Origin of the sequence: Egbenema bharatensis FJBBOT/2019, assembly GCF_048077055.1 — a bacterium.
In the GTDB taxonomy this organism is placed as follows: Bacteria; Cyanobacteriota; Cyanobacteriia; order Elainellales; family Elainellaceae; genus Egbenema; species Egbenema bharatensis.
The window spans coordinates 6,939,231-6,962,666 of record NZ_CP182236.1 but is presented as its reverse complement, the minus strand read 5'-3'; the positions used below and the strand labels follow the sequence as shown (position 1 = coordinate 6,962,666).

The window sequence follows — 23,436 nt, the reverse complement described above, 5'->3', positions numbered from 1 at the left end:
GCAAGCAATCTGAACCTACAGCGTCTTCAATAGTTGACGAATTTTAGTACGCTGTTGTCCATCTAAGTGTTTGGGAAAGCGAAGTTCCAAACTTAATCCAGAAGACTGAAGCGAATCAGTCATCGCCATAAACAACGATCGATCGGCACAAATTACGGATTCAACCTGGGCAATTAAGCGAATTGGATGCTGATCCTGATAGTCAGAACTCAGCAGCAGCCCAACCGGGGGACGCTCCACTTGAAGCAGGTCTGAATCCGCCAGCACATCGGGATATAGCTCCAGGTGAATCGATCGAGAGTTCATAGCCGTGGCAATTGCTGGATAAAAATTGCCGTTCCAGTAAAGCTGTACAGGAGCCTGAATTGGTTTTTGACGAACTGCTCTGGGAGCGGGTTTGCGAGTGCGAAAGGCTCGAACGATTCCAGTCATTAAGAACCCAAAGGAATTGAGCGGCTTATCAATTTCCTGTCGCTCCTGGGAATACCAGTCTGCTACATCAGAGTAAATGACTCGCACGAGCGCATCGGACTGGGCCTGACTTAAATCAACAAACTCAACGGCGATCGTCACCTGATTAGTATTATTCGGAGTGATTCGAGTAATTTGGGCACTGAGAGAAACGCTAGCATCAAAATCGCCCAAAAGCTCCAAATCCACAATATCAGGCAGATCAACCCAGGAATCCAGCAGAATATTTGCTCCAGTTTCACTGACATCAAAGGTGATACCGTTGCAGGTAGTATGGTCGGCACTGTGAATCACAGCTCGGAGTTGACGCTGGAGCCGATGAGCGCGTCGCAGTTGGGGTTGTTCAAAGCCAACTAACAAAGCAGCGGTCAGCAAGCATAGATTAAAGCCCGCCCAGGCTGCGTTAATGATAATGGCTTCCGGGCCTGAGGTTGATTCACCAACCAGAGGGGAACCGCCATGAGCGAGAGTACCAGCAAAATCGTAACTCCAATGGTGCCTCGGGTCGATCGCCAATCAAAGCTCCGACGATCGACCTGCATTCCCTTGTCTGTGACATTGAATGAGCCAAGCTTAGGATTGATTAAAGCCAGGAAAGTGACAATCCCATCCTGAAACGCCAGGGCATTTTCAAAGATCTCATTCCAGAAGGAGAACCGCACCGTTTTGTTGGTGATGTAGTTGGCGTAGAGACCCAGAGCGATATGGGGAATTGCATAAAACAGGGTTTCTAAACCGAGACCGCGCACCAAATTCAGCCCAAGCAACAGATACAGAATCGGCGCGAAGGCATACATCAGACGGGGAAAGCCAAAAAAGAAGTGGGAACAAGCCGAGAAATAGCATAATCGCTGCGGCACAGTTAACTTCAGTCGGGGATTAAACAACGGATTTTCCAGGCGGAGAATTTGGGCCATGCCCCGGGCCCAGCGCACCTGCTGTCCCACATAGGAAGAGAACTTTTCAGGGGCCAGTCCCGCCACCATAATTTTGTCGTAGTAAACCGACTCATAGCCACGAGAATGGAGCCGCATCGAGGTATGGCAGTCCTCTGTCACCGTTTCCACCGCAATGCCACCCACTTCCAGAACGTGCTGTTTGCGAATCACAGCTGCTGACCCGCAGAAGAACGAGGCTCCCCAAAAGTCATTCCCTTTTTGAATCACTTTGTAGAACAGTTCGTTGTGAACTGGAATCCGACCATCGGTAAGCAGATTTCGCTCGAACGGATCAGGGTTATAGAACCAGTGGGGCGTTTGCACCAGTGCCACTTTCGGATTATAGAAAAACCCGACTGTGTGCTGGAGGAACTGCCGCGCCGGAATATGATCGCAGTCCAGAATCAAAATCAGTTCTCCCTGCGTTCGCCGCATGGCAGTATTAATGTTTCCCGCCTTAGCGTGTTCGTTGGTATCCCGCGTCAGAAGGGTACAGCCTAGTTCCTGACACATTTTTTGCAGCTTCAGCCGCCGCTGGGGAAACTTCCGTCCATCATCCAGAATATAAACTCGCTTTTTGTCAGCCGGATACTCCAACGCCATTGCCGCCAGAGCCGTTTTTCGGACAATCTCCACATCTTCGTTATAGGTGGGGATGTATACGTCTACGCTAAACCACTGGGACTGGGAAATGGAGGACAAATCAACTGGCGATCGATCGCGCAGACGGAGCGTCTGAAAATAGGAGAGGAATAGTGTCCCGATCGCGTATAGCTCTGCAACCAATAGCAGAATGCTGAAGCTACCGTTAAGCCAGGTGTCTAAATTCAACGTGTACTGGATGCGGTAATACAAATAGCGTAGCGTTGTGATAATGCTAATCCACGCTAAAAACAGGTGCAAATGCTCACTGACCCGTCGATTAATTTGCCGCTGTTCTGACCATACAATCAACCATCCCATGAGGCTCAGAACAAGAGCAACCGTTCCCTGTTGCCAAATGGTTAGTGGCGTAATGATGAACGGAATCGAGAACGCTAATAACAGTATTACAATTGCAAACAGTTGCCATTTTCCAGCATTGGGGAAGAGACGATCGAGCAAGCCAGGGATGCCTAAGAACCAGCGTTTAAGTACCGGAAAACGAGAATTAGGTGAATCGATAGAGGACATTTGGCTCATGATCTGGTTCCTCCATTGGCAACGTGATTTAGAAAGATTTGAGAAAATCCGTACAGCAAGAGCGGCAGCAGAACAATCCCAACGGGCAGCAGTAACCAGTGATTCTGGAAAAACATGACCAGTCTTCCCATAAAGCTGGCTTGCACCACGGTGCGCTCCTGGGGGGCATTGTTTAAGGAAGTGATGCTATAACCTTCTCTGTCATAGGGGTTAGGGTCAGGTTGATTGCGGTGAATTAATGTTGTATCTCCCTGCAACTGCCCAAATAAGCGATCGTTGTCGAGCAAATCCTGCACATCACGCAAGCCCTGATCCCGTTGGGCTGTGAGAGCCAGCAGCAGTCGATTCTCATTCCAGGGAGACAGCACTGCTTTAACCACACCTTCCCCATCGGGTATTGCCTGGACTTGAGTGGCTCCCATCTGCCGCAGAGAAGCGGTATGTAAGTTCAACCCTCCCTTCGTGACCAGGGCTTCTGGGGTGGGTAATCGATCGCGTACCCCAATGGCCACCAAATTCTGCTCTGCCTTCACCTGGGCTGGGAGATCTTTAGCAAGGTAGGTATTGAGCTTGATGGAATCAGACTGAGTAATTTGCCCCAGGCGACGGCTGAAGCTCAGGAAAACATCAAATTCGCCATTCGTGGGGCGATCGGGCAGGATCAGGGCAGTGGTGCTCAGATCCTGGGGAGCCGCCAGAGGATAACCGACCCTCAGTAAGTTCAAATCGGGTAAGCGCGTCACCGTATCTTTAGTTAAGTTGACATGGCTGGTGCTGTGGACAGTGCCCCAAAGCTGTTGCTCAGCTTCTATACCACATACTCCGTTTTGCAATGGGTTTAGCACAAACCGGACGTACAGTTTTGAGTCTGGACGGACGACATCATCGGGTAGATTGACGGTAAACGATCGGCTCCCCCCCGTTTTAGATGAGAGCCGCTCTGCTCCCAGGGTAATGTCATCAAGCGCGACTTCCACGGCTGATGTGCGGGGATTCAGTTGAGGGCCATAGGTATAGTCCAGCGTAATCGTGCTCCCCCGGGCAATGCGATCGCCGGGTAATGCCTGAAACGGAATTGCAATGGCAGCAGGGTTAGAACCATGGACAGTTGTATCAACAAAATAGCGATCGGTTTCCAGGGTTAAGTCACTAAACTTAAACCGATTAGCGTTTGGCAAATGACCAATCCAACTGCGGGGATTTTGGGAAGCCATTTCTTCCAAATTATTCACCGTAATGGCTTGTCCCGTACCAATTTGTCGGTCTTTCGCTTGAACTAAAAACTGTACTGCTTTCGTCATACCGCTGGTCGCATTTCCTGTCGCCACTAGAACTGGAGTGGTGCGATCGCTCTCTTCTAATGTCGTCAACATGAGCACACCCACATCATCCGGCAGAGGCTTTTGTTGTCCATCCAAAATCTTGCCTTGATTCAATGTAAAAGGCAGTTCTAGATTCGCCAGTAAAGGTTGACTATTGGGGGTTCCTAATACCACCAGTTGTTCCTGTGCCGTTAACTGGCTGATGTTGTCAATCACGCGGGAGCGGACGGGGCGGTAGTCTAGCAGTCGTCCGAGCTGCGCCTGAAATCGACTCACCGCTGTCAACCATTCAGATGTCATAGCCTGCGGTCGTAAATAGGCAATCTGATTGGGATCAGGATTATACTCATCGACGATCGGGTAAGGATAGCGGCTGAAATCGAGGGGGATAGTTTGCGTGCGATAGGTGTAGACCAGCTTAGAGGCAGGCAGAATCTCTGTCCAGAGCGTTGGTGTATTCGGGTTGGTACAGCTTTCCGAGGTTTGTTGTTCTGCCAGAATGGCAATCTCGTTTTGAGGTTGAATCAGGCTGGGGGGAATGTCAAAGGCTACATTGCCAATCTGCCCATTGGTGCGATTGAGGGGAACCGTGCCAACGCTGGTGTCATTGATTCGCACCGTCAAATTCGATTTTTCGGGCAATAGCGATGCAGACTGACGAAACTGAATCACAGCCTTAGCCGATTGAACTTCCCAGTTGCGCGGACGGGTAAAGCCAAACCGAGCGGTTGGATAAACTCCCTCTAACCGGATGCGATTGCCCATTTCAGGGTAGCGGTTGAATTCCCACACATATTCGCTATCAGGCATGGGGGTTTCTTCAGTATTCGCTTCAGTTGCCTCAGCCCTTGAAGATTCTGTCTCTGATGGAGTTTGAGTCAGGTTGGAGGCAGGCGGCGCAGAGGGAGGAGGTGCTGCTGGGGGTGGCGCAGAGGGGGGTGGTGCAGCGGGGGCAGCAGGTTGCGATCGATAGACGGGCGGTTGGGCAGGCGCTTCAGGCAGGGCAAATTGCCGAATAATCTGATCTTCTGCTTGCTGTACCGGCTGGGTTTCCTGGGCATGGAGAACAACCGGCACAAGGCTGACAGCTCCGATCGGCAGACCAAATAGGGTAAGCAGTAGGGTAATGCGGCTAATTCTGCGGCAGAACTGCCAGAGACGAGCGAAGTTAAACCAGTTCGGCATCATAGGATTCAGTAAATTGAGTACAGCTAAATGAATGGTTAAGTTAGCAATTTATGAACTATTTCTGTTCATTTAGAAGAAACATTGATGGAATCAATCATGCTACGATTGGGGGTTTTGTTCATTGTGTTATTGTCATCACTCAATTATTGGGGTTAACCTATCCATGCACACCCTGAATTTATTCCTCTGCGTTTAACCAATCTGCGATCGCGTCGTAGGGAAACGCCAGCCCGAACCAGCACAAATTTTGCGTATAGTAAGCATCATTGCTATCCCAGATTCCTCTACGGTAGGTGGGCAAGAGTTTCTGCTGTTGAATTTCAGCGGCAACGGCTGGATCAACTAGGGAAAAAGCGGCATAGAGCATACCATACTGGGCAGTTGATTCATAGGGGACGATCGCTTCTCCCTGCAAATCCATCTGCGCTGGAATCTTTTGCTCAGCCTGCCACTGATACCGCAAAGGTTGAAGATGGGTTTGTAAAAAAGCTTGAGCCTGATCAGCCTCAAACCAAACTGCATCGAGCGCCACACGCCACCAGACCCGGTAGGCATCAAACCCATAGATGGATGGCTCTGTTTCATCCGCTGAAGTTGCCTCTAGCCGCCGGGTTCCCAAATTGAGCACGACCCAATCTCCTGGTAATCCTTGTGACGACAGGGATGCCGCTTCGTTTAAGACCTGATAGCTGCTGTCAACTAAACTCAGCCAATCCCGTGAATCCACCTGGGCAAACAGCCGGAAGGCATAGGGGGCGAGATAGGACGGATTTAAGATCAGGCGATCGGGCTGCACAAACGATTCTGCTGGCCCAGGCAGTAGGTAGCGTTGGGCAGTAGCCGGAACCCTCATAGTAGAAAGATTCCAGAGATCGTCTAGCTTGGTTTGAGCCAGGGTCAAATAGTCAGGACGGTTCCAACGACGAGCCGCTAAGATCAACGCGGTAATCGCATCTAAGTCTGCGTCGCTGGCAAAATTGGGATCTAAAACCCCCCAATTTCCGTTCGCATCTTCTCCCCATTTCCATGCCCAAAGCGCATCACTGGGCTGTCCGTCTGATGTTCTTCGTTGCAGATTACTCTCCGCCCATTCCAGCGTTTTCGAGAATGTTTCTGGATCATCTATTAATACCGCTCTTAGCATTGCATAGGCTTGTCCTTCAGAAACTGTGCGATCGTTGGCTTCCCGATCGATCACCCGGCCATCAGCCTGAATAAATTGACGTTTGTAAGCTTGCCAGCTTTCCTGTAGGATTTCCGAACGGGACATAGAAGCAGCGATCGAGGAGTCTGCTGAGGATGAACCGGCTCCTGGAAATCCACCTGGTAGAGGGGGAGAACAACTGACCATCAAAACCATCAGGATTGAGAGTGAGGTTAGAGACACCTTGAAATACCAGCGAGATGGAGTCATAGATTCGTACTGAAGGGTGCTGATTGCAGGCGATCGGAGGAGTAATCATGCCCAGCTTCACTCGTGCCAGGGCAGGGGAACATCTCCCTGGGGCAAAAACTCAACCTCGGATGGCGGAACTGGCTGTATCCGGCTCAGATCAGGTGGTTGAACTGTATCTGCTTGCCGAATTTGCTCTGCCTGGCGCAGGACAGGAAAGCGTCTCCGCAGGATCAGTTCCAGGTCGATCAGCGCAGCCCTGGCAACGGCATGATCGGGCTGCAAGGTTAACACTTGACTATAGGACTCTGCTGCTGACTGATAACGTCGCTGCCGGAACCGGATTCCCCCCAGCGCGGAGAGAGCATCAATATTTTCCGGAGTCAGGGATAGAACCGATTCATAAGCTGCCGCTGCTTGCCGTAGATCCCCCAGTCGTTGAGCAATGTTTCCCTGGAGAAAGTAAAGGTCAATGTTCTCTGGATTTTGGGCGATTAACGCCTCAACATAGGCTATAGCCGCGCCGGGGTTTTGGCTCGCCAGCATTTCGACATAGCGGGTTTGCACCAGCACGTTCGTCGGATCAACCTGAAGTAATGACTGGTAAAGCAAGTCCCGGCTTGATGCGGCAGGCAACGCGCCTACCAAGCTGTACAGTTCAGGAGGAGTTTGGGTCAGCGGTTGGGTCATTAACCATTGGCTGAGAATTGCTTCCGCTTCCGATCGCGCCAATACGCCGGCTTGATACTCTAAAGCTGCCTGTCCCAAGCGTTTCACCGGGTCATTTGGATTCAACGCCATCACCCGGTTGTACAACACCATCGCTTCTGTGAATCGTTCCTGTCCCTGATAAATGCCAGCCAACCCTTGCAGTGCTCCACTGAGAATGCTCTTATCTCTGGGATTACTGTCAATAATTGCCTGATACCGACGCACACTTTCCTGCAATTTACCCTCTCGCTGATCGATCACGGCTAGCAATAGTTCCGCTGCCGGATCGATCGCCCCAGATTGTCTGACCAATTCCGGACGGCTGGCTTGATAAGTGTCCAGCACCGATCGCGCCGTGGCAAAGTCCGCCTGCCGCAGGTAAATTTGAGCAATCCGGAAATAGAGCAGCGGTTCGGTTACGCCTGCCCGCACCAGATTTTCGTAAAGTGGCAACAGTTGGGGGCTGGGAGTTCTGAGCCGAATTAAAGCCTGAACAATCAACGATCGCTGGGTTAGATCCGTGGGAATTGTACGGAGAATTTGGGACAACTGCGTCAGCAACTCTGCCTCGGAGAGTTGCTCCGTTTCATACTGCAAGACTGCAACCTGAGTTTGTAGGCCGCGATCGTCGGGATATTGCTGAATCAGTTGTTGATACACATTTAATGCTGTAGATTGGGATGCAGGAAACCCTGCCAGCACTGCGGCAATTTCGCGTTTGAGAACGATCGGCGTATCGGCTGCCGTTGCGATCGCTTGAAACAGGCGAATTCCTTCTTCTAAAAAGGTTTCATTTTGATTCAGCCGTCCGATCGCAATTAAGGTTCGTCCCAGCACCATCCGAGCATCTTCCCGTCCCCGCAACGGAGCCAATACTGCGGTGGCTAAATTCAACCGTTCAATCGCAGCATAGTTTAAAGCTTGTTCCGCTCGCATTCGGATCACAGAACCAGTCAGATCCGGCTGGCGTTGAATTTGCGTTTCTAAAATCTGGACGGCGGCGGCGGCATCTCCCGTTTCCCGTAAGGCTCTGGCGTAGGCCGTTGCTGCATCTCCTGCTAGCGTCCCTCCACCTTGAAGATAGCGATTGAATAGAGTCAAACTCTGCTCATAATTGCCAGAGTAAGCATAGGCCTGGGCAGCTCCACCAATTGCATCCCGACCGGGATTATCTTGCAAAATTAGCTCATAATCAGCTAGAGCTGCTTCAAACTGTCCTTCATAGATGTAGAGTAAGGCTCGCTGCGATCGGGCTTCTCCATCATTTGGATTTTGCTGAAGTAAGCTGGTCAGGGCAGCAATGCCTCGCTCCTGCCATTCGGGACGAAATCCCCCCAGCGTTCCTAAGCTTAAAAGGGCTAAACGGTTGTTTGGTTCAAGTTCCAATACTCGTTCATAGGCTTGAAACGCATCTGCATCCCGTCCGGCCCGACGATAGGCGATCGCTAATCCCAGGCGCGCTTCCAATGATTCGGGAAATTGCTGCACGGCTCGTTCAAACCGAGTAATGGCTTGATTGACTAAGCCCTGATCCAACAAGGTATACGCACTACGAACGGTAGAAGGAACGGTCTGAGCCGAAACCTGGAGCATTCCGATCGGCGGTAATCCCATACTCCAAATCCCCAGGCTTAATAGACTGCTCCAGGCTAAACGATGGAGACGGTAAGAGCGCAACCGCAACTGAGAAGGGGGAATCATAATGGTTACTTCTGAAGGGGCATCGAAAGCGGACTCAATCCCTAGGGAAACTTGCCGTAGAATGCACAGGCCAACGGCATGAAGGCAGTAGTTCTCTGAGAATTGTGACTTGAGAGATATGCTTGAGAGACACGATTTGAGAAACACTATTACTTCAATCCAGACAGCCGGTGCTTAACCAAACCAATGCTTTGCGAACACAAATTAGTTCAGCAAATAACCAAACAAACACCAGGTTCAGGAATCCGCAAGATCAAACCTGAAATTTCAGGATGTAAGAAATTTTTGATTCAACCGATCTGAAGGCAGGATGAATAAGCTGATGAATGTTCTTCCAGATATGAGGGGAGATCACCCAGATATGAGTAGAATCACCAAACTAAATATGGATTGAAGCATCTACCGCATCAGTGCGATCGGATGCTTGAGCAACTTTCAATTGCTCAATTTGGTTCATAATTTGGCGCAGCGAATTCGTTAACTCTTCAATTTGGGCAGGATGGTGTTGAGGATGATGTTGGGGTTGGGGTTGGGATCGCAGGGGTGGAGTCTGAGCTTGAATTGGTACGGCTTCCCTGGAAAGAACTGGTTCTGGGGTGTTCGGGTCAGGATTGACCGAAAAGATGGGTTGGCTCGCTGAATTCAGAGGCACTGCTGAAGTGACTCCTGCAGGCGTTGCCGAATCCACAAAAAAGCTCAGCCCTGATGCATGTAGTTTGGCCTCGGAAAATCTGAGACTTTCTACCATGCCTTCTTGCTGCTGCAATTGTTGCTTTAAGATGGAAACCTGTTCCGTTGCCTGCTCTAATTCCTGAACAGCATTTCGCCAACCCAATAGCGTGAAGGAGGTTAGTCCAATACCAACACTCAATCCAGCTACAACACTTAAGTAGGGGGATGCTAAATCTTGAACTCGACCACTAAAGACAGGTCTATCTTCAAGCTGAATGGTGAGTGGGCGGGAACCTGTCATCACCAGAAACAGGGTCGCACCGGAAAATACGACCCCCGATAAAAACACGGAAAAGGCTAAGGCGCGTGAGGTGGTCATAGTACTTAAAAACTCATAAAACGACAATGGGAATGCGGTACAGCCTCACATCAGCTACTCTCGTTGTATTCCTCATCTCAAGCAAGCTTGTTTAACAGGGAGACGGAATCACACAATCTGGAGGTCAATGCACCCAACTTGAACCGTATGTCGCTAAAACCTTAAAATTACTGAAGTCTGATGGCTTGATACTAAGAAAATCGCTTACTTCGGTTCTCTCTTTCTAGTTATTTGAACACACTTTCTGAAAAGTTTACTAGATTTCGCTGAAAAATAAAGCTATTGTGAGCTTTACTTCAAGCAGCAATAATTTATGGAAGGAATGTCTTTTTTTACTAAAGGTTGTGAATTTAATAACTGAAACTCCCCATTTGTACAGCTTTGACAATTAGACTCCTATTACCAGGAATCAGAATTTGAGTAAATTGAGTAAATTTTCATTTCCAACTTAGTTTCGATCGCAACCTACAATTAGTCTTTATCTTCCAGCATTTCCCCAATTTTTCCGGAAAAATAAATTTTTCCATTTACCGTCGTCTGACTTTACTCACCATCTTGCGAGAAAACCGCAGATCCAGATCTTCCTGTTCGGCCCAATCTTGCAAGATGCGGTAGAACGTCTGGCGATCCTCCGCCTGCAATACCGCCGTTTGGTCTGCCGTTTCAATCACGTAGGGATAACCACTGCCAATAATCACCTCTCCCCGCACCCAATCCACTACCCGATCGACCAACGCAGCTTCATACATCCAGATCGGCATCTCTAGACGGGCGGGTTGTCCTTCACGGGTGGTTTTGAGATAAGTAAACGCAATCTGATTCCGATGGGCGGAATAATCGTTGAGGATGCCGGAACGCTGGCATTGAAATAGGGGAGTGCGATCGCCCCATTCCATAAATTTACCGAGGAGCAAGGCATCATGAATGGTTTGAGAGTCGGGTAGCTGAAACAGGGTTTTCAGCATTACGGATAAATCCTGCGCATAGGATGTATCGATATAGGCCACTAAGGGGACTCGATAGGTTTCACTGGCTTGCAGTAATTCCACTAGGCAATCAACGTAGAATTGACGACTTTGAGCATCAAACGCCTCTGCAAAGGTGGCAACCAGGGAACCATCCAGAAATACCAGGCAATCTTCAGCATGGTCATTGGCTTTGATGTATTCCACCAGCCGCTGAGTTTCCATCTGAAACCGCCGCATATTCACTCGCCGATCGACGGGTTCGCCGCTATGACCCGCTTTCAAATCACTGGGAGTCATCACATCGACTCGAACGTCTTTCTCATAACCTCCTAGGGGAAGGTGCGGATTTTCAAACCAGCCGATTTGCACCAGAGCCACCGGAATTGATAGGTCTTTGCCGGGGTAGATTTGCGAACCATCTACCGCAAAGGTTTTGATTCCTGTGAGCCGATCGCGTACCCAGGCCAAACTTTGCTCTCGATTTTGCCAGGTCAGCTTAGCGGGAATTACCCCATTCACCGCTTTGTCCATTGGTTCTAACAGTCGGGCACCCACATCACGCGGCTGCTTTTTGAGCTGTTTTAGCAGATCAGCTTCTCCTTGAGGCGAGAGATGTGCCAGCATGGTGCGGTACTGCTGCAACTGTTGCCATGTCTCCTGGCTAAAAGCTGTAAACTCATTCCGCTTGGCATTAAGGATATCTTGAATCTGCGAGAGTTTCAGGGTCATAAATGCATCTAAGGCGAAAGGTAAAGGCAGACGCTTCGGGGAGGAGTTTCTGTGGGTGAGTGATGAGTGAGCGATTGCTCTACGGAAAGACTGTTCCAGAAGCTCGTTAAAGTTGCGGAGAAAAGTTGAACCTTAAGCCAGAGTCCGCGAAATATCCTCAAAAACACTGAATTAAGAATTCCACAAAAACTCTAAAAATAAGATTAAATTCTCTAACGCTGTTATTGAATTCCCCAAGTTGACTGTCGATTTATTACTTTAACCTACCACCCAAATGAATACCCTTGAAGTTTCACAACTTGCTGCCGATCGAGGATGCATCTTAAAAACGCTTCACATTGATGATTCTGCCTTGTATTGGGTAGAAAATCACGTTTTTATCAGTAAACCGTTTGAACACCTGGACGACCTGGTGCAATTGATTCGTTTGTTGCCTCGCCTCAGTATGTGTAGCAGTTGCTAGAGCGGTACACTAGGATCTGTGTTTGGAATCCCTGTAGGGTTAGCGTTCCAGTTCAGCGTTCCAAACATAGTGATCAGGCATCTGTGGTTAGAAACCACTTCTAGCGAATGAAGCGATCGTTTTTGATATTAGTTCTGGGACTCACCCTCCTCCTTTCCAGTTGCAACTTACCGCAGGTTAAAGCCGAAGATCGGTTGTTTCTCGAGGTTTCCTTAGACTTTTTGGGGGAATACCGTCTACCCAAACTCAGCTTTGATGGAACCCGTGTGGGCGGACTCTCAGGCATCACCTACGATCGCCAGCTCGATCGATTCTATGCCATCTCAGACGATCGCAGCGAACACAGTCCGGCACGATTTTATACCCTGAAGCTGAATCTCAACCCCGATCGGTTTGCCGCTACGGAGATCGATCCTCAAGCGATTGATCCTCAAGCGATCGATCCTCAAGCCTCAGAAACCATAAGTGGCATTCAATCGGTGGACGTTGAGAAAGTGACTCCGCTGCTTGATCAGGCGGGGAATGCTTTTGAACGGGGAACGATTGATTTAGAAGGAATTGCCCTTTCGCCGAGGCATTCGCTGTTTATTGCCAGTGAAGGCGTTAGTCGTCGCAATATTCCCCCCTTTGTGGCTGAGTTTGATTTGGAGACTGGAGCATGGCTGGGGCAACTTCCCACGCCCGATCGCTATTTGCCTGCTACAACGGAAGCCGGAGCACCGATTGGCGTACAGGATAATCTGGGTTTTGAAGCATTGACCATTAGTGCGAACGGCTATGGGGTAGGAGAAATTGAACCCTTCCGCATTTTTGCTGCCACGGAGTCGGCTCTGCATCAAGATTTACCTGCTCCAGATCAGTCCTCCTCAGCCGAGACTGAATCTTCCCAACTGCCCGCCCGGATGGTTCACTATCTGGTCAGTGAGAACCGATCGACCCTGCTATCTGAACATCTCTATCTAGTGGAGCCACCCCCTGAACGAGCCACGATGAATGGGTTGGCGGAACTAGTGACTCTGGATCAAGGGGGGCATTTCCTGAGCCTGGAGCGTTCCTTTGGGTTGCTGACTGGGTTCAATGCTCAGATTTTCCAACTGGCGATCGGAGGAGCGACTGATATTTCAAGCATTCCAGAACTGAAGGGCGACACGGCGGGAATTGTGTCAATTTACAAGCAGCTCGAACTGAATTTAGCAGAACTCGGTATTCCCCTGGATAATCTGGAAGGTATGGCGATCGGGCCCAGGTTGCCCGATGGAACACAAAGCCTGGTTCTAGTCAGCGATGATAACTTTAATCTGCTGCAATCGACGCAGTTTTTGCTGTTTCGGTTGAGGAGTTGAGGACTGAGGACTGAGGACTGAGGACTGAGGAGTAGCGCAGGAATCTTGCCTGCCAGGGAAATATTGGTCATGCAACTGCAACATTGGAATACATTCCGGTGATTAGAGTACTGCCATAGCCAGGGGCATCAATCTAAATCCCGCAATCGATCGCCCTCATCAGTCTGTAAAGGGTCTGATGGAAGTGCGTCTGGGTCATGAGGATCATGTTCCTCCGGTGCATAAACCGATCGCGTCACAAAGGGCAGGTAGGCTCCACGTAGCCCCCGATGGATGCGATCGGGGGTATCCGGGAAGGTGACAAAGAGCGGGCGAGTTTCTTCAGCCCCTTCGCTGAGAATGTGTTGATACCGTTTGGGCATGAACCACTCATAGCCCTTATCTAGATAGATTTGGGTTTGCCGCCAGCGTCCTAGAAAGTGAGAAAAATCTTCATTGGGCTGATGGATGAAAATAAAGATCTCAACACCCGTTTTGATCTTCCACTCTGGGTCACACATCAGCACCGCTACATCGCAGGGTAAACGCACTGCTTCCCCCGACACCGCATTGGCAATACCGGATACAGCCGGAGAAATACTGCCCCGAATCCGAATCAGAGGCAGGGGAATCGTGATGATACTTTCGTGAGGACGACGCATACTGGGAATCTTTTCCAGGTAGGGTCGATACTGCTTCAATAAGCCGATCGCCCCCGCCTGATCACTACACTCCGCCAGTACCTCTTCGTAGTAGATTTGCTTGACCGCCATACTGCTGGAACTGCTGGAACTGGGTTAACTGCACCGTGCCATTACTTGACTGCATCCATAATGCTGAAGATGGGTAGGTACATGGCAACAAGAATTGACCCGACCATTCCCCCCAGCACCACAATCATAATCGGCTCCATGATGCTGGTCAGAGCTTTTACAGCCTGCTCCACTTCATCCTCGTAGAAGTCTGCTACCTTCATCAACATGGTATCAATCTCACCGGTTTCTTCCCCAATGCTGATCATCTGAATCGCCATAGTGGGGAAGACTTGCTCCCGCTGTAAGGCCAGACTGATCATGCCACCGGTCTGGACTTCTTTACGGGCTTCGTCTACGGCGTTGGCAATCACCTGATTACCCGCCGTATCTCGAACAATTTCCAGAGCGGTCAGAATCGGCACCCCTGAACGAGACAGGGCACCGAAGGTACGGCAAAAGCGAGCGGTGGCCGTTTTTTGTACCAGATCACCAAACAGGGGCATTTTCAGGAAAAAGCCATCCATTGTAACGCGCCCAGACTTGGTTTTGTAGTACTGCCGATAGGCAAAGATCAGCGCGACGATCGAAACGATCAAAATTCCCATCAGTACCGGATTCCTGAGAAAGCGGCTGATGCCCATCATGAGTTCTGTGAAGGGAGGAAGCTGGGCATCCAGGTCTTCAAAAATTTGGGCGAAGATGGGCAACAGGAAAATCGTCATGCCCAGGAATACAGAAACGGCAATGAAGCCCACTGCCACCGGATAGGTCATGGCCGACTTAATCTGGTTTTGCAACCGAGCCACGTCTTCCAGAAGTTTTGCCAGACGGTTCATCACCTCGTCCAGCACCCCACCGACTTCTCCCGCCTGCACCATGCTGACGTACAATCCATCAAAACAACTGGGATGTTTCCGCATGGCATCAGAAAGATTAGTCCCCTGCTGTACATCACCACTAATTTCCTGGAGGGATTTTTTCAGCTTGGGATTTGAGCATTGATCCGCCAGAATCCCCAAACTGCGTACCAGGGCGACCCCAGCGTTGATCATCACAGCAAACTGCCGGGAAAAGACAGCTTTATCCTTCACCGTAACACTAGCCATCGAACTTTGAATGTCCTTCAGGTCAGTGTTTTTCAGGGTTTCCAGCAGGCTCCGCTCTTCCTTTAAATCTTGAACAAACAGCCCCCGTTCTCGCAGACTGGTACGGGCATCTGAGGGCGTTTCAGCGGTAATTTTTTCCCGGCGCAGATTTCCTTTGGTGTCTCTAGCACGAACAACGTAGGTAGGCATAATCAGACTCTCTTCAGCGAGGAGAAATGCGGTGGCAGCGGATGAATCCGGTTTAGGAGGTAGGTTTCTACCGTTCCATTTGGTTGATTGGGCAGGCAAGATGCCCACCCCACAAGAATTACATCAATTTAATTTTCATTCCTTAGGATATCTAAAAGCGATCGGTGAATGAACTGTTTTTAAATAAAGTCAGCTTAAACGATGAATGAGGGCGTACCGGATGGACACCCTCAACTCTATTGAGTTTATCTGGCTGCCCCCGCTTTAGCGGTTTGAGCCGCCGGATTCGCGCCGCCGATCAGCCGTTGCAGTTCATCGGCTTTGGAGGTCTTGGACATGGCCGCTTCAAAGGAGATGGTTCCTGCTTTGTACAGATCAGCCAGCACCTTTTCCAGGGTCTGCATTCCCTGCTTACCGCCTGTTTGAATCATGGAGTAGATCTGGGCCGTTTTTCCTTCCCGAATCAGGTTGGAAATAGCGGGCGTAACCACCATAATTTCCTGGGCCATGACCCGACCAAACTCGCCGGGTTTCGGGTTCTTTCGGCTCACCAGCGTTTGGCTGAAGACAGCGACCAGGGAGTTGGAGAGCTGAACGCGCACCTGGGTTTGGCGATCGGCAGGAAATACGTCGATCATCCGGTCAACGGTTTGGGCGGCGGAACTGGTGTGTAATGTACCAAAGACCAGGTGCCCGGTTTCGGCGGCGGAAATGGCCAGGGAGATGGTTTCCAGGTCTCGCATTTCACCCACCAGAATGATATCTGGGTCTTCCCGGAGGGCGGCTCTCAGAGCGTTAGCAAAACTCTTGGTGTCTTCGCTGAGTTGCCGCTGGTGAACCAGACTCTTGATCGGTTCGTACACAAATTCGATCGGGTCTTCTACCGTCAGGATGTGTTCCGCGCGGGTGCGGTTGATTAGATCAATCATGGCTGCCAGGGTGGTGGTTTTGCCAGACCCCGTTGGACCCGTCACCAGAATCAGACCTCTGGGTTTCTCAGACATCTCCCGCACCACATCGGGTAAGCCCAGCTTCTCAAAGTTAGGAATCTTGGAGCTGAGAGCCCGCAAACAGGCTGCATAGGTGCCGCGCTCTTTGTAAACATTCACCCGGAAGCGAGCGAGGCCCTTGACCCCATAGGAACAGTCCAATTCCCAGTTCTGCTCCAGATTTTTCCGCTGGGTGTTGTTCAACATACTGAAGATCAGCCGCTGGCACTGCTCTGCCGTCATCGGTTCATCGCCGATCGGGGTGAGCTTACCGTTGATCCGAAAGTAGGGGGGAAGTCCTGCCGACAGGTGCATATCTGAACCACCCATTTCGATCAGTTGTTCCATCAAGTCTTCGATCATCAACTCCATGTTGTCTGTCTCCCTTCAGTGGTGATCAAGCGATTTTAGATTCTGGATTTTAGATTTTGGGTTTGATTGGGACTGGTTTAAGCCGAAATCGCCAATCTAGCCAATCCAAAATTCAAAATTTCTAGTCCTGATAGCGCGATGTGGTGCAGTAAGGACAATCCAGCCATTCCTGCTTTAGAGCAGCCCCACAACAGCGGCAGGTGAGGGAAGCTTTGCGCTTGGCTTTGAGTTCTGCCTCTACCCCAGAGTCGGTTAATGTGACCCGTTCTACTTCCTCCAGCGTGGTTGCCCCTTGTCGAACCAGATTGAGACTGTAAGCCAAAAGGGTTTTCATCCCCTCTTCCACGGCTGCCTCTTTGATGCGTTCAGTGGGCGCACCTTCGGTAATCAATGCCTGAATCGGTTCTGTCACCCGCATCACTTCATAAACCCCGGAGCGTCCCTTGTAGCCAATGCCCTTACAGGTGGGACAGAGGGTATCCGTTTCTCTGGCGTAATTGGCTTCCTCAGCGCTGAGGGTATTGGCTTTGTAGAAGACTACATCGGCTTCACCAGAGGCAGAGAGTCCAAATCGGGCTAGCTCATCCGGTGTGGGATTGTAGGGAACCCGGCAATCGGGACAGACCCGCCGTACCAGTCGTTGGGCCAATACGCCAATCAGCGAACTGGACACCATGAAGGTTTCAATCCCCATTTCATCGAGGCGGGCAACGGCACTCGCCGCATCATTCGTGTGCAGGGTTGTCAGTACCAGGTGTCCGGTCAGAGCAGCTTCGATCGCCGTTTTAGCGGTTTCCTTGTCTCGCGTTTCTCCCACCAGAATCACATCTGGATCTTGTCGCAGGAATGCCCGCAGAATGGAGGCAAAGTCCATCCCTTTCTCCCGAATCACCTGAACCTGAGTCAGACCCGGTAGGGTATATTCGATCGGGTCTTCAGCGGTACTGATGTTGACTCCTGGATCATTTCGTTCGGCCAGGGCTGAGTAAAGGGTGGTAGTTTTACCCGAACCCGTTGGCCCCGTCACCAGGATCAGTCCGAAGGGACGAGACACCATATCCTGAACAATTTGCAGCGTTTCAGGGTCGGTGATCAGCTTGTCCAGCCCTAATTGGGTTGCAGAGTTGTCGAGAATCCGCAGAACCACTTTTTCCCCGTAACGGCTGGGGAGGGTATTCACCCGGAAGTCCACCTTACGTCCATCGAATAAGCGGCGAATCCGTCCGTCCTGGGGCAGTCGGCGCTCGGCGATGTCCAGGTTGGCCATAATTTTGAAGCGGGCCGTGAGGGCGGGAATAATTTTCTTCGGCAGCGAGTCTAATCCCTGACGCAACACCCCGTCCTTACGAAAACGCACCCGCAGGTGTTCTTCCTGGGGTTCAATGTGAATATCAGAAATGCCGTCCTGGAGAGCTTTTGCCAGAATTTTGTTCGCCAGGGCAACGACTGGAGCCGCCTCTGGATCCTGGAGAGCTGCATCCAGGTTGGCTTCGGCATCGTCATCCAGCGCCTCTTCCAGTTCCAGATATTCCAGGTTTTCAATATCGCTTTTAACGTCGGTTTTAGCCTGAAACTCCAGGATCTTCTGCCGTTCAACCTGCTCGTCTAGATATTGGGAAATAATCCGCTGATAATCCTCAGCCGTGATCACCATCCGCTGCAATGCCAGCCCTTGAGGGCGCAACACCCGATTCAGGTCGTCCTGAGCTGCCAGGTCGTCTGGATCAACCATCGCCACCAGCACAAAGGGCGGTTCTGACTCACTGCGGGAGAGGGGAATCAGGCGATAGCGACGGCAAAGGTCGATCGGAATCAGGGTTTCAATCAACTGATTCATCTGGCTGGTGTTGATCTGGCTGATTTCCGGATCCAGCGATTCAACACCGTAAAGAATCTTAAGCTCAAACAGTTGCTGCTTTTTATACTGGCGGAGCAAGTCTGGCGGAAGCTGCTGCCCCGTCATCATGGCCAGAATATCAGTCAGCGGCCTGCCTGTTTTCCGGCTTTCGATGAGGGCTTGCTGCATCTGCTCACCGCTAACAAAGCCAGACTGTACCAGCTTGTTGCTAAACGGTGAGAAGTTTTGTTGGACGACCAGGGCACGCCGTTGAGACGAGGAGTTAGCCATAGGGGATGCAGGACATTCTCTTACGAAATAGAGTGTTCCCAGAATCCCTGGTAAAAGTGACTGACCCAATGAATTTAGGTGACAGGCTTCGTCATTGGCAGGGAAAGGACTGGGCGGAGCAAGAATTTCAGGAAGATTGTACCGGGTTGGGCGATCGGGTCTTGTGTTGGGGATCACATCTACTCCATTCAATATTCGTAGCGATCGCGGGAAATCCGAGATATTTCTGATCGTAAAAATACCGAACCTGAAATGCCTGATATTCTATGGTGTATGGCAACAGATAGAACCGTTCAGGTGCGTGAAAGTTGCTGCAATCCACAAGGGATGATCTACGGATCATCTTAGGAACAGGAGCTGCCCTCAGCGATTCTGTCTGCTTTACCTTATCCCCTTCGCATGAACCGCTATGCTTTCACAAATTGTGCGCCCGATGGTTCGCACCCAAATCCGGCTACTGGCAAACACGCAAGCAACCCGATCAACCCTGGTGGAAACGATTGCTCAGTGGTTGGGCTTTTTGGGTGTTCGGGCAGAGGTGACGGAGATTGATGCGGAATCCAATCGAATTTGCGTGTCGTTGGTGGTGGGTAAGCCGGAGGCCTGCGACGATCGAGACTGGCAGCAGATTCTAGATAATTTGCAAGCGACAAAGAATGGGGATGAGGGCGGACAGTCGATCGTGCAACTTACCCCTAAGCAAGAATCCAAACTTCAGCGATTATTAGCCTACGTGATTCAGGTGGGCGATCCCGATCGTCCGGTGGACTGGGATAATCTGGAACCGCAGTTGAGATCCCTTGGCTTCGCGGAAGAAACTCTACTGGGAATTCGATCGGCGTTAAGAGTCCCGCAATCGCTGGATCAACTGATGGAAGGGCTGGATGCAGATGTGGCGGCGATCGCCCTTTCCAAAGCGGTGGGAATTGCCTTACTCGATCGTCAGGTGAATCCTTTAGAGGACAAGGCTCTTGCTGCATTGCTGGAAGTCATGAAGCCCAACTAATACTAACCATTCAGTCCACAGAATCCGTAGCGCAGGCATCTTGCCTGCCCGCAAGCCAATTATCTTCCAGTCAAATTATCTTCCAGTCAATTAACCCCGTATTCAATCAAGCCTCCACCTGCGCCTTCACCCAGGCTCGCACCGATCGCCGGAACGCCAATTTCCCAGCACTGCGGTGGGCTTCAATCAACTGCGGCAATTCCCGAACGTTGAGCATGGGAAAGGCCAGGCTCCGTTCTGCCTCCTCGTAGCGGTCTTGATTCAGGTGATAAATTTTCAATGCTCCATCGTCGTAGCACCAAAGTTCTGGAACCCCCAGGCGAATGTAGATCGGGAAGCGATTAAGGGATTTGCTCGTGATATCAATTTCCAACGCCAGATCGGGGGGTGGGTCTTGATTCAAATCAAAATCTAACTGGCCGCGCACCAGAGCCTCGTTTTGAAAATAAAAGCAATTGTCCGGTTCTACCCCAGCCTGCTTCAGCTCTCGCCGCCAGGTTGTTGAGCCATAACATTCATAATTTAGCTCCAGGGTTTCAGCCATGTCTTTGACAGCATCGCCGATCGTTTCTTTGAAATATTCGTGTTCGGGTAATGGTGTCATAATTTCCAGGGTGCCTCGATCGTAGGCAACACGGGCAGCGCGATGATCGCCCAGATCTGTAAGCAGGTTTTCAAACTGTTGCCAACTGATGCCATACAGCACCACCCGATCGGCGCGACGAGTTTGATCGATGGTGATGGACATGAATGAACCTCCCAGAACCGCTGATGCCAATTGTTCCCTGCAAGATTTGCTCCCTACCCGGTTGTCCCTCACAAGACGGACGAGCCGATCGAAAGGATACGATACTATAAAGTTAGCTTGCGATCGCACTTGGCAGTCGTGGCGTTTTTAGCGTTCAGCATTTCAGTCATATGGTAGCGGGGTTCCATCATGGGATTTTTGGATCGCCTTGGACGGGTCATTCGAGCAAATCTGACTAGCCTGATTAGTCAGGCAGAAGATCCAGAGAAAATTTTGGAGCAAACCGTGATCGAAATGCAGGATGAACTCGTCCGATTGCGGCAAGCCGTAGCCCAGGCGATCGCCACCCAAAAGCGCACGGAACGTCAAGCCAGTCAGTCTGCCCAAATGGCTGAAGAATGGTATCAGCGGGCGCAGCTGGCATTACAAAAGGGCGATGAGACCCTGGCACGAGAGGCCCTGACGCGGCGCAAATCCTATCAAGACACAGCCGATACCCTCCGCAGCCAACTGAGTCAACAGGCAAGCATCGTCTCTCAGTTGAAGCAAAATATGGCAACGCTGGAAAGCAAACTGTCTGAGGCGAAAACCAAGAAGGATATGTACATTGCCCGTGCTCGCTCTGCTAAAGCCTCTCAGCAGTTAAATGAAATGCTCAACCGCACCGGCACGAACAAGACGATCGAAGCGTTTGAGCGGATGGAAGAAAAAGTGATGCAAATGGAGGCTCAGGCAGAAGCGACGGCTGAATTGGCCGCTGGAGATGATGTTGAAAAGCAATTCAGAGCCTTAGAAGGGGGCGGCGATATCGATGCAGAACTGGCTTCCCTCAAAGCACAACTGACGGGTGGCTCTACCCCTTCCAGTCTGCCCTCTGGTTCCAATCAACCGTCTACGGCTCAATCGGCTGAAATCGACTCAGAACTGGAGCAGCTTCGCGCCAAATTAGAGGAAGGGTAGGGCGATCGGTCTGGATACGAGTCTGGATGCAAGATAGGCAGTACGCAAACTAAAGGCCTCATAGAGGCTTTAATTAGGATATCTACTGTTAACTACTGTGAGGATTTCTTGACAATCTGGCTGATTTTCGCTGATTTCCTCTTATTTCTTTTCCTTTTCTTCCATTGACGACGGATTGTGATTGCTTACAATACTCCCGTCGTAATTGAATCGATTATCAACGATCTCAATCCGCAGAAGGCTCGTATCTTGGCAGCAGTGGCTTTGACCCAAACGGATGATACGGCAGAGTTGCAGCGGATCTTTTGGGAGTATTGATCTTGGTGCCTCTTGCGCTCAGTCATAGTGGTGGGCAGTGCCCACCCTACTTCTACTCTACTCATACTCTCCTCAGTCCTCAGTCCTCAGTCCTCAGTCCTCAGTCCTCAGTCCTTAGTCCTCAGTCCTGCCTTTTCTGCCGATCGATCCGTATAATCTTAAGAAGAGTGAACAATTCTGCGCCTCTGCGCCTGCTAACTGCCGAAACGCGATCGGGGAGACGATAGACCTATGACGATGATCGAAACCAAAACCGAACCGATGGTGATCAACATGGGCACCGCACCATCCCTCTATGCATGGGGTGTTGCGGCTGATTGTCACCCTGGACGGTGAAGATGTGGTGGACTGTGAGCCAGTGATTGGCTACCTGCACCGGGGCATGGAAAAGATTGCCGAAAACCGGACTCCGGTGATGTACATTCCCTATGTCAGCCGATGGGACTATGCGGCGGGAATGTTTAACGAAGCGGTCGTCGTCAATGCGGTCGAAAAACTGGCTGATGTGCCCGTCCCCAAACGCGCCAGCTATATCCGCGTCATCATGCTGGAGCTAAACCGGATTGCCAATCACCTGCTGTGGTTGGGGCCCTTCCTGGCGGACGTGGGAGCGCAAACCCCCTTCTTCTACATCTTCCGGGAACGGGAAATGATCTATGACCTGTGGGAAGCTGCAACGGGCTACCGCATGGTGAATAACAACTACTGGCGAATTGGGGGGGTGGCCGTAGACTTGCCCTATGGTTGGGTGGATAAGTGCCACGACTTTTGCGACTACTTCCTGCCCAAGGTGGATGAGTACGAGAAGCTGATTACCAACAACCCCATCTTCCGGCGGCGGATTGAGGGAGTGGGTACTGTGACCCATGATGAGGCTTTGAATTGGGGATTGTCCGGCCCAATGCTGCGGGCTTCTGGCGTGAAGTGGGATTTGCGGAAGGTCGATCACTACGAGTGCTACGACGAGTTGGATTGGGAAGTCCATTGGGAAACGGCGGGAGATTGCTTTGCCCGTTATGTTGTCCGAATTCGGGAAATGCGCGAGTCGGTGAAGATTCTGCGGCAGGCGTTGGATGCCCTTCCGGGTGGTCCTTACGAAAACCTGGAAGCCAAACGGATTGCGGAAGGGCCGAAATCGGAGTGGGCCAAGAGTATGGACTATCAGTTCATCAGTAAGAAGGTCGCTCCCACCTTCAAGATTCCCGAAGGCGAACACTACGTTCGGGTGGAAAGCGGTAAGGGTGAACTGGGAATTTACATCATTGGTGATAACAATGTGTTTCCCTGGCGGTTTAAGATTCGGGCGGCAGACTTCAACAACCTGCAAATTTTGCCCCATATCCTGAAGGGCGTGAAGGTGGCAGATATTGTCGCCATCCTGGGCAGCATCGACATCATTATGGGATCGGTCGATCGGTAAAAGGTC

General features: G+C 50.8%; 16 protein-coding genes and 2 pseudogenes. 6 read left to right on the top strand and 12 right to left on the bottom strand.

The window, feature by feature from the left end; genetic code table 11:
- Window positions 1–15: 15 nt before the first annotated feature.
- The 7 genes from ACM1PF_RS32385 to ACM1PF_RS32355 all read right to left on the bottom strand — a co-directional run bounded on the left by ACM1PF_RS32385 (window position 16) and on the right by ACM1PF_RS32355 (window position 11,654).
- Entirely contained in the window at window positions 16–846 is an 831-nt protein-coding gene (locus ACM1PF_RS32385; protein ID WP_416670542.1) for a PilZ domain-containing protein, read from the bottom strand.
- The gene (locus ACM1PF_RS32380) at window positions 840–2,591 is read right to left on the bottom strand and encodes a glycosyltransferase family 2 protein (protein ID WP_416670541.1); all 1,752 of its coding nucleotides are present in this window, start codon (window positions 2,589–2,591) and stop codon (window positions 840–842) included. The genes ACM1PF_RS32385 and ACM1PF_RS32380 overlap by 7 nt, the downstream gene beginning before the upstream one ends.
- A complete protein-coding gene (locus ACM1PF_RS32375) occupies window positions 2,588–5,101 on the bottom strand; it encodes a cellulose biosynthesis cyclic di-GMP-binding regulatory protein BcsB (protein WP_416670539.1) in 2,514 nt (837 codons plus the stop codon). Before ACM1PF_RS32375 ends, ACM1PF_RS32380 begins: the two co-directional genes overlap by 4 nt.
- 178 nt (window positions 5,102–5,279) lie before the next feature.
- Complete coding sequence (locus ACM1PF_RS32370) at window positions 5,280–6,515, bottom strand: glycosyl hydrolase family 8 (protein WP_416670537.1); 1,236 nt, start codon at window positions 6,513–6,515, stop codon at window positions 5,280–5,282.
- A 57-nt stretch (window positions 6,516–6,572) separates the two neighbouring features.
- On the bottom strand, window positions 6,573–8,906 hold the full coding sequence (locus ACM1PF_RS32365) for a tetratricopeptide repeat protein (protein WP_416670535.1): 2,334 nt from the start codon (window positions 8,904–8,906) through the stop codon (window positions 6,573–6,575).
- A 379-nt stretch (window positions 8,907–9,285) separates the two neighbouring features.
- The gene (locus ACM1PF_RS32360; RefSeq protein WP_416670534.1) at window positions 9,286–9,957 is read right to left on the bottom strand and encodes a hypothetical protein; all 672 of its coding nucleotides are present in this window, start codon (window positions 9,955–9,957) and stop codon (window positions 9,286–9,288) included.
- Between the two features lie 527 nt (window positions 9,958–10,484).
- The gene (locus ACM1PF_RS32355; protein ID WP_416670533.1) at window positions 10,485–11,654 is read right to left on the bottom strand and encodes a DNA double-strand break repair nuclease NurA; all 1,170 of its coding nucleotides are present in this window, start codon (window positions 11,652–11,654) and stop codon (window positions 10,485–10,487) included.
- 274 nt (window positions 11,655–11,928) lie between these two features.
- On the opposite strand from ACM1PF_RS32355, the gene ACM1PF_RS32350 reads away from it, so the two are divergent.
- Window positions 11,929–12,117: a hypothetical protein gene (locus tag ACM1PF_RS32350; RefSeq protein WP_416670532.1), complete on the top strand. Its 189-nt coding sequence runs from the start codon at window positions 11,929–11,931 to the stop codon at window positions 12,115–12,117.
- Between the two features lie 107 nt (window positions 12,118–12,224).
- Entirely contained in the window at window positions 12,225–13,460 is a 1,236-nt protein-coding gene (locus ACM1PF_RS32345; RefSeq protein WP_416670531.1) for an esterase-like activity of phytase family protein, read from the top strand.
- A gap of 128 nt (window positions 13,461–13,588) precedes the next feature.
- On the opposite strand, the gene ACM1PF_RS32340 is transcribed toward ACM1PF_RS32345, so the two are convergent.
- From ACM1PF_RS32340 to ACM1PF_RS32325, 4 genes are all read right to left on the bottom strand, one after another.
- On the bottom strand, window positions 13,589–14,212 hold the full coding sequence (locus tag ACM1PF_RS32340) for a hypothetical protein (protein WP_416670529.1): 624 nt from the start codon (window positions 14,210–14,212) through the stop codon (window positions 13,589–13,591).
- Window positions 14,213–14,253: 41 nt separating this feature from the next.
- On the bottom strand, window positions 14,254–15,489 hold the full coding sequence (locus ACM1PF_RS32335) for a type II secretion system F family protein (RefSeq protein WP_416670528.1): 1,236 nt from the start codon (window positions 15,487–15,489) through the stop codon (window positions 14,254–14,256).
- Window positions 15,490–15,734: 245 nt separating this feature from the next.
- A complete protein-coding gene (locus ACM1PF_RS32330; RefSeq protein WP_416670527.1) occupies window positions 15,735–16,850 on the bottom strand; it encodes a type IV pilus twitching motility protein PilT in 1,116 nt (371 codons plus the stop codon).
- A 121-nt stretch (window positions 16,851–16,971) separates the two neighbouring features.
- Window positions 16,972–18,978, bottom strand: coding sequence for a GspE/PulE family protein (locus ACM1PF_RS32325; protein WP_416670526.1), 2,007 nt, complete (start codon window positions 18,976–18,978; stop codon window positions 16,972–16,974).
- 409 nt (window positions 18,979–19,387) lie between these two features.
- On the opposite strand from ACM1PF_RS32325, the gene ACM1PF_RS32320 reads away from it, so the two are divergent.
- The gene (locus ACM1PF_RS32320; protein WP_416670524.1) at window positions 19,388–19,984 is read left to right on the top strand and encodes a hypothetical protein; all 597 of its coding nucleotides are present in this window, start codon (window positions 19,388–19,390) and stop codon (window positions 19,982–19,984) included.
- Between the two features lie 106 nt (window positions 19,985–20,090).
- Here ACM1PF_RS32320 and ACM1PF_RS32315 read toward each other — a convergent pair whose 3' ends face one another.
- A complete protein-coding gene (locus tag ACM1PF_RS32315) occupies window positions 20,091–20,732 on the bottom strand; it encodes a Uma2 family endonuclease (RefSeq protein WP_416670523.1) in 642 nt (213 codons plus the stop codon).
- A 189-nt stretch (window positions 20,733–20,921) separates the two neighbouring features.
- On the opposite strand from ACM1PF_RS32315, the gene ACM1PF_RS32310 reads away from it, so the two are divergent.
- From ACM1PF_RS32310 to ACM1PF_RS32300, 3 genes and pseudogenes are all read left to right on the top strand, one after another.
- Complete coding sequence (locus ACM1PF_RS32310; RefSeq protein ID WP_416670522.1) at window positions 20,922–21,692, top strand: PspA/IM30 family protein; 771 nt, start codon at window positions 20,922–20,924, stop codon at window positions 21,690–21,692.
- A gap of 213 nt (window positions 21,693–21,905) precedes the next feature.
- Window positions 21,906–22,010 (top strand): annotated as a pseudogene (locus tag ACM1PF_RS32305) (hypothetical protein); the annotation flags it as partial.
- A gap of 231 nt (window positions 22,011–22,241) precedes the next feature.
- Window positions 22,242–23,430, top strand: a pseudogene (locus ACM1PF_RS32300) (NAD(P)H-quinone oxidoreductase subunit H).
- The last annotated feature ends 6 nt before the right edge of the window (window positions 23,431–23,436 follow it).

Bases quoted from the DNA above. Each gene is read 5' to 3' on its own strand.
- ACM1PF_RS32380 (WP_416670541.1), bottom strand. From the start codon at position 2,591: ATGAGCCAAATGTCCTCTATCGATTCACCTAATTCTCGTTTTCCGGTA.
- ACM1PF_RS32375 (WP_416670539.1), bottom strand. From the start codon at position 5,101: ATGATGCCGAACTGGTTTAACTTCGCTCGTCTCTGGCAGTTCTGCCGC.
- ACM1PF_RS32370 (WP_416670537.1), bottom strand. From the start codon at position 6,515: ATGACTCCATCTCGCTGGTATTTCAAGGTGTCTCTAACCTCACTCTCA.
- ACM1PF_RS32365 (WP_416670535.1), bottom strand. From the start codon at position 8,906: ATGATTCCCCCTTCTCAGTTGCGGTTGCGCTCTTACCGTCTCCATCGT.
- ACM1PF_RS32360 (WP_416670534.1), bottom strand. From the start codon at position 9,957: ATGACCACCTCACGCGCCTTAGCCTTTTCCGTGTTTTTATCGGGGGTC.
- ACM1PF_RS32355 (WP_416670533.1), bottom strand. From the start codon at position 11,654: ATGACCCTGAAACTCTCGCAGATTCAAGATATCCTTAATGCCAAGCGG.
- ACM1PF_RS32350 (WP_416670532.1), top strand. From the start codon at position 11,929: ATGAATACCCTTGAAGTTTCACAACTTGCTGCCGATCGAGGATGCATC.
- ACM1PF_RS32345 (WP_416670531.1), top strand. From the start codon at position 12,225: ATGAAGCGATCGTTTTTGATATTAGTTCTGGGACTCACCCTCCTCCTT.
- ACM1PF_RS32340 (WP_416670529.1), bottom strand. From the start codon at position 14,212: ATGGCGGTCAAGCAAATCTACTACGAAGAGGTACTGGCGGAGTGTAGT.
- ACM1PF_RS32335 (WP_416670528.1), bottom strand. From the start codon at position 15,489: ATGCCTACCTACGTTGTTCGTGCTAGAGACACCAAAGGAAATCTGCGC.
- ACM1PF_RS32330 (WP_416670527.1), bottom strand. From the start codon at position 16,850: ATGGAGTTGATGATCGAAGACTTGATGGAACAACTGATCGAAATGGGT.
- ACM1PF_RS32325 (WP_416670526.1), bottom strand. From the start codon at position 18,978: ATGGCTAACTCCTCGTCTCAACGGCGTGCCCTGGTCGTCCAACAAAAC.
- ACM1PF_RS32320 (WP_416670524.1), top strand. From the start codon at position 19,388: ATGCTTTCACAAATTGTGCGCCCGATGGTTCGCACCCAAATCCGGCTA.
- ACM1PF_RS32315 (WP_416670523.1), bottom strand. From the start codon at position 20,732: ATGTCCATCACCATCGATCAAACTCGTCGCGCCGATCGGGTGGTGCTG.
- ACM1PF_RS32310 (WP_416670522.1), top strand. From the start codon at position 20,922: ATGGGATTTTTGGATCGCCTTGGACGGGTCATTCGAGCAAATCTGACT.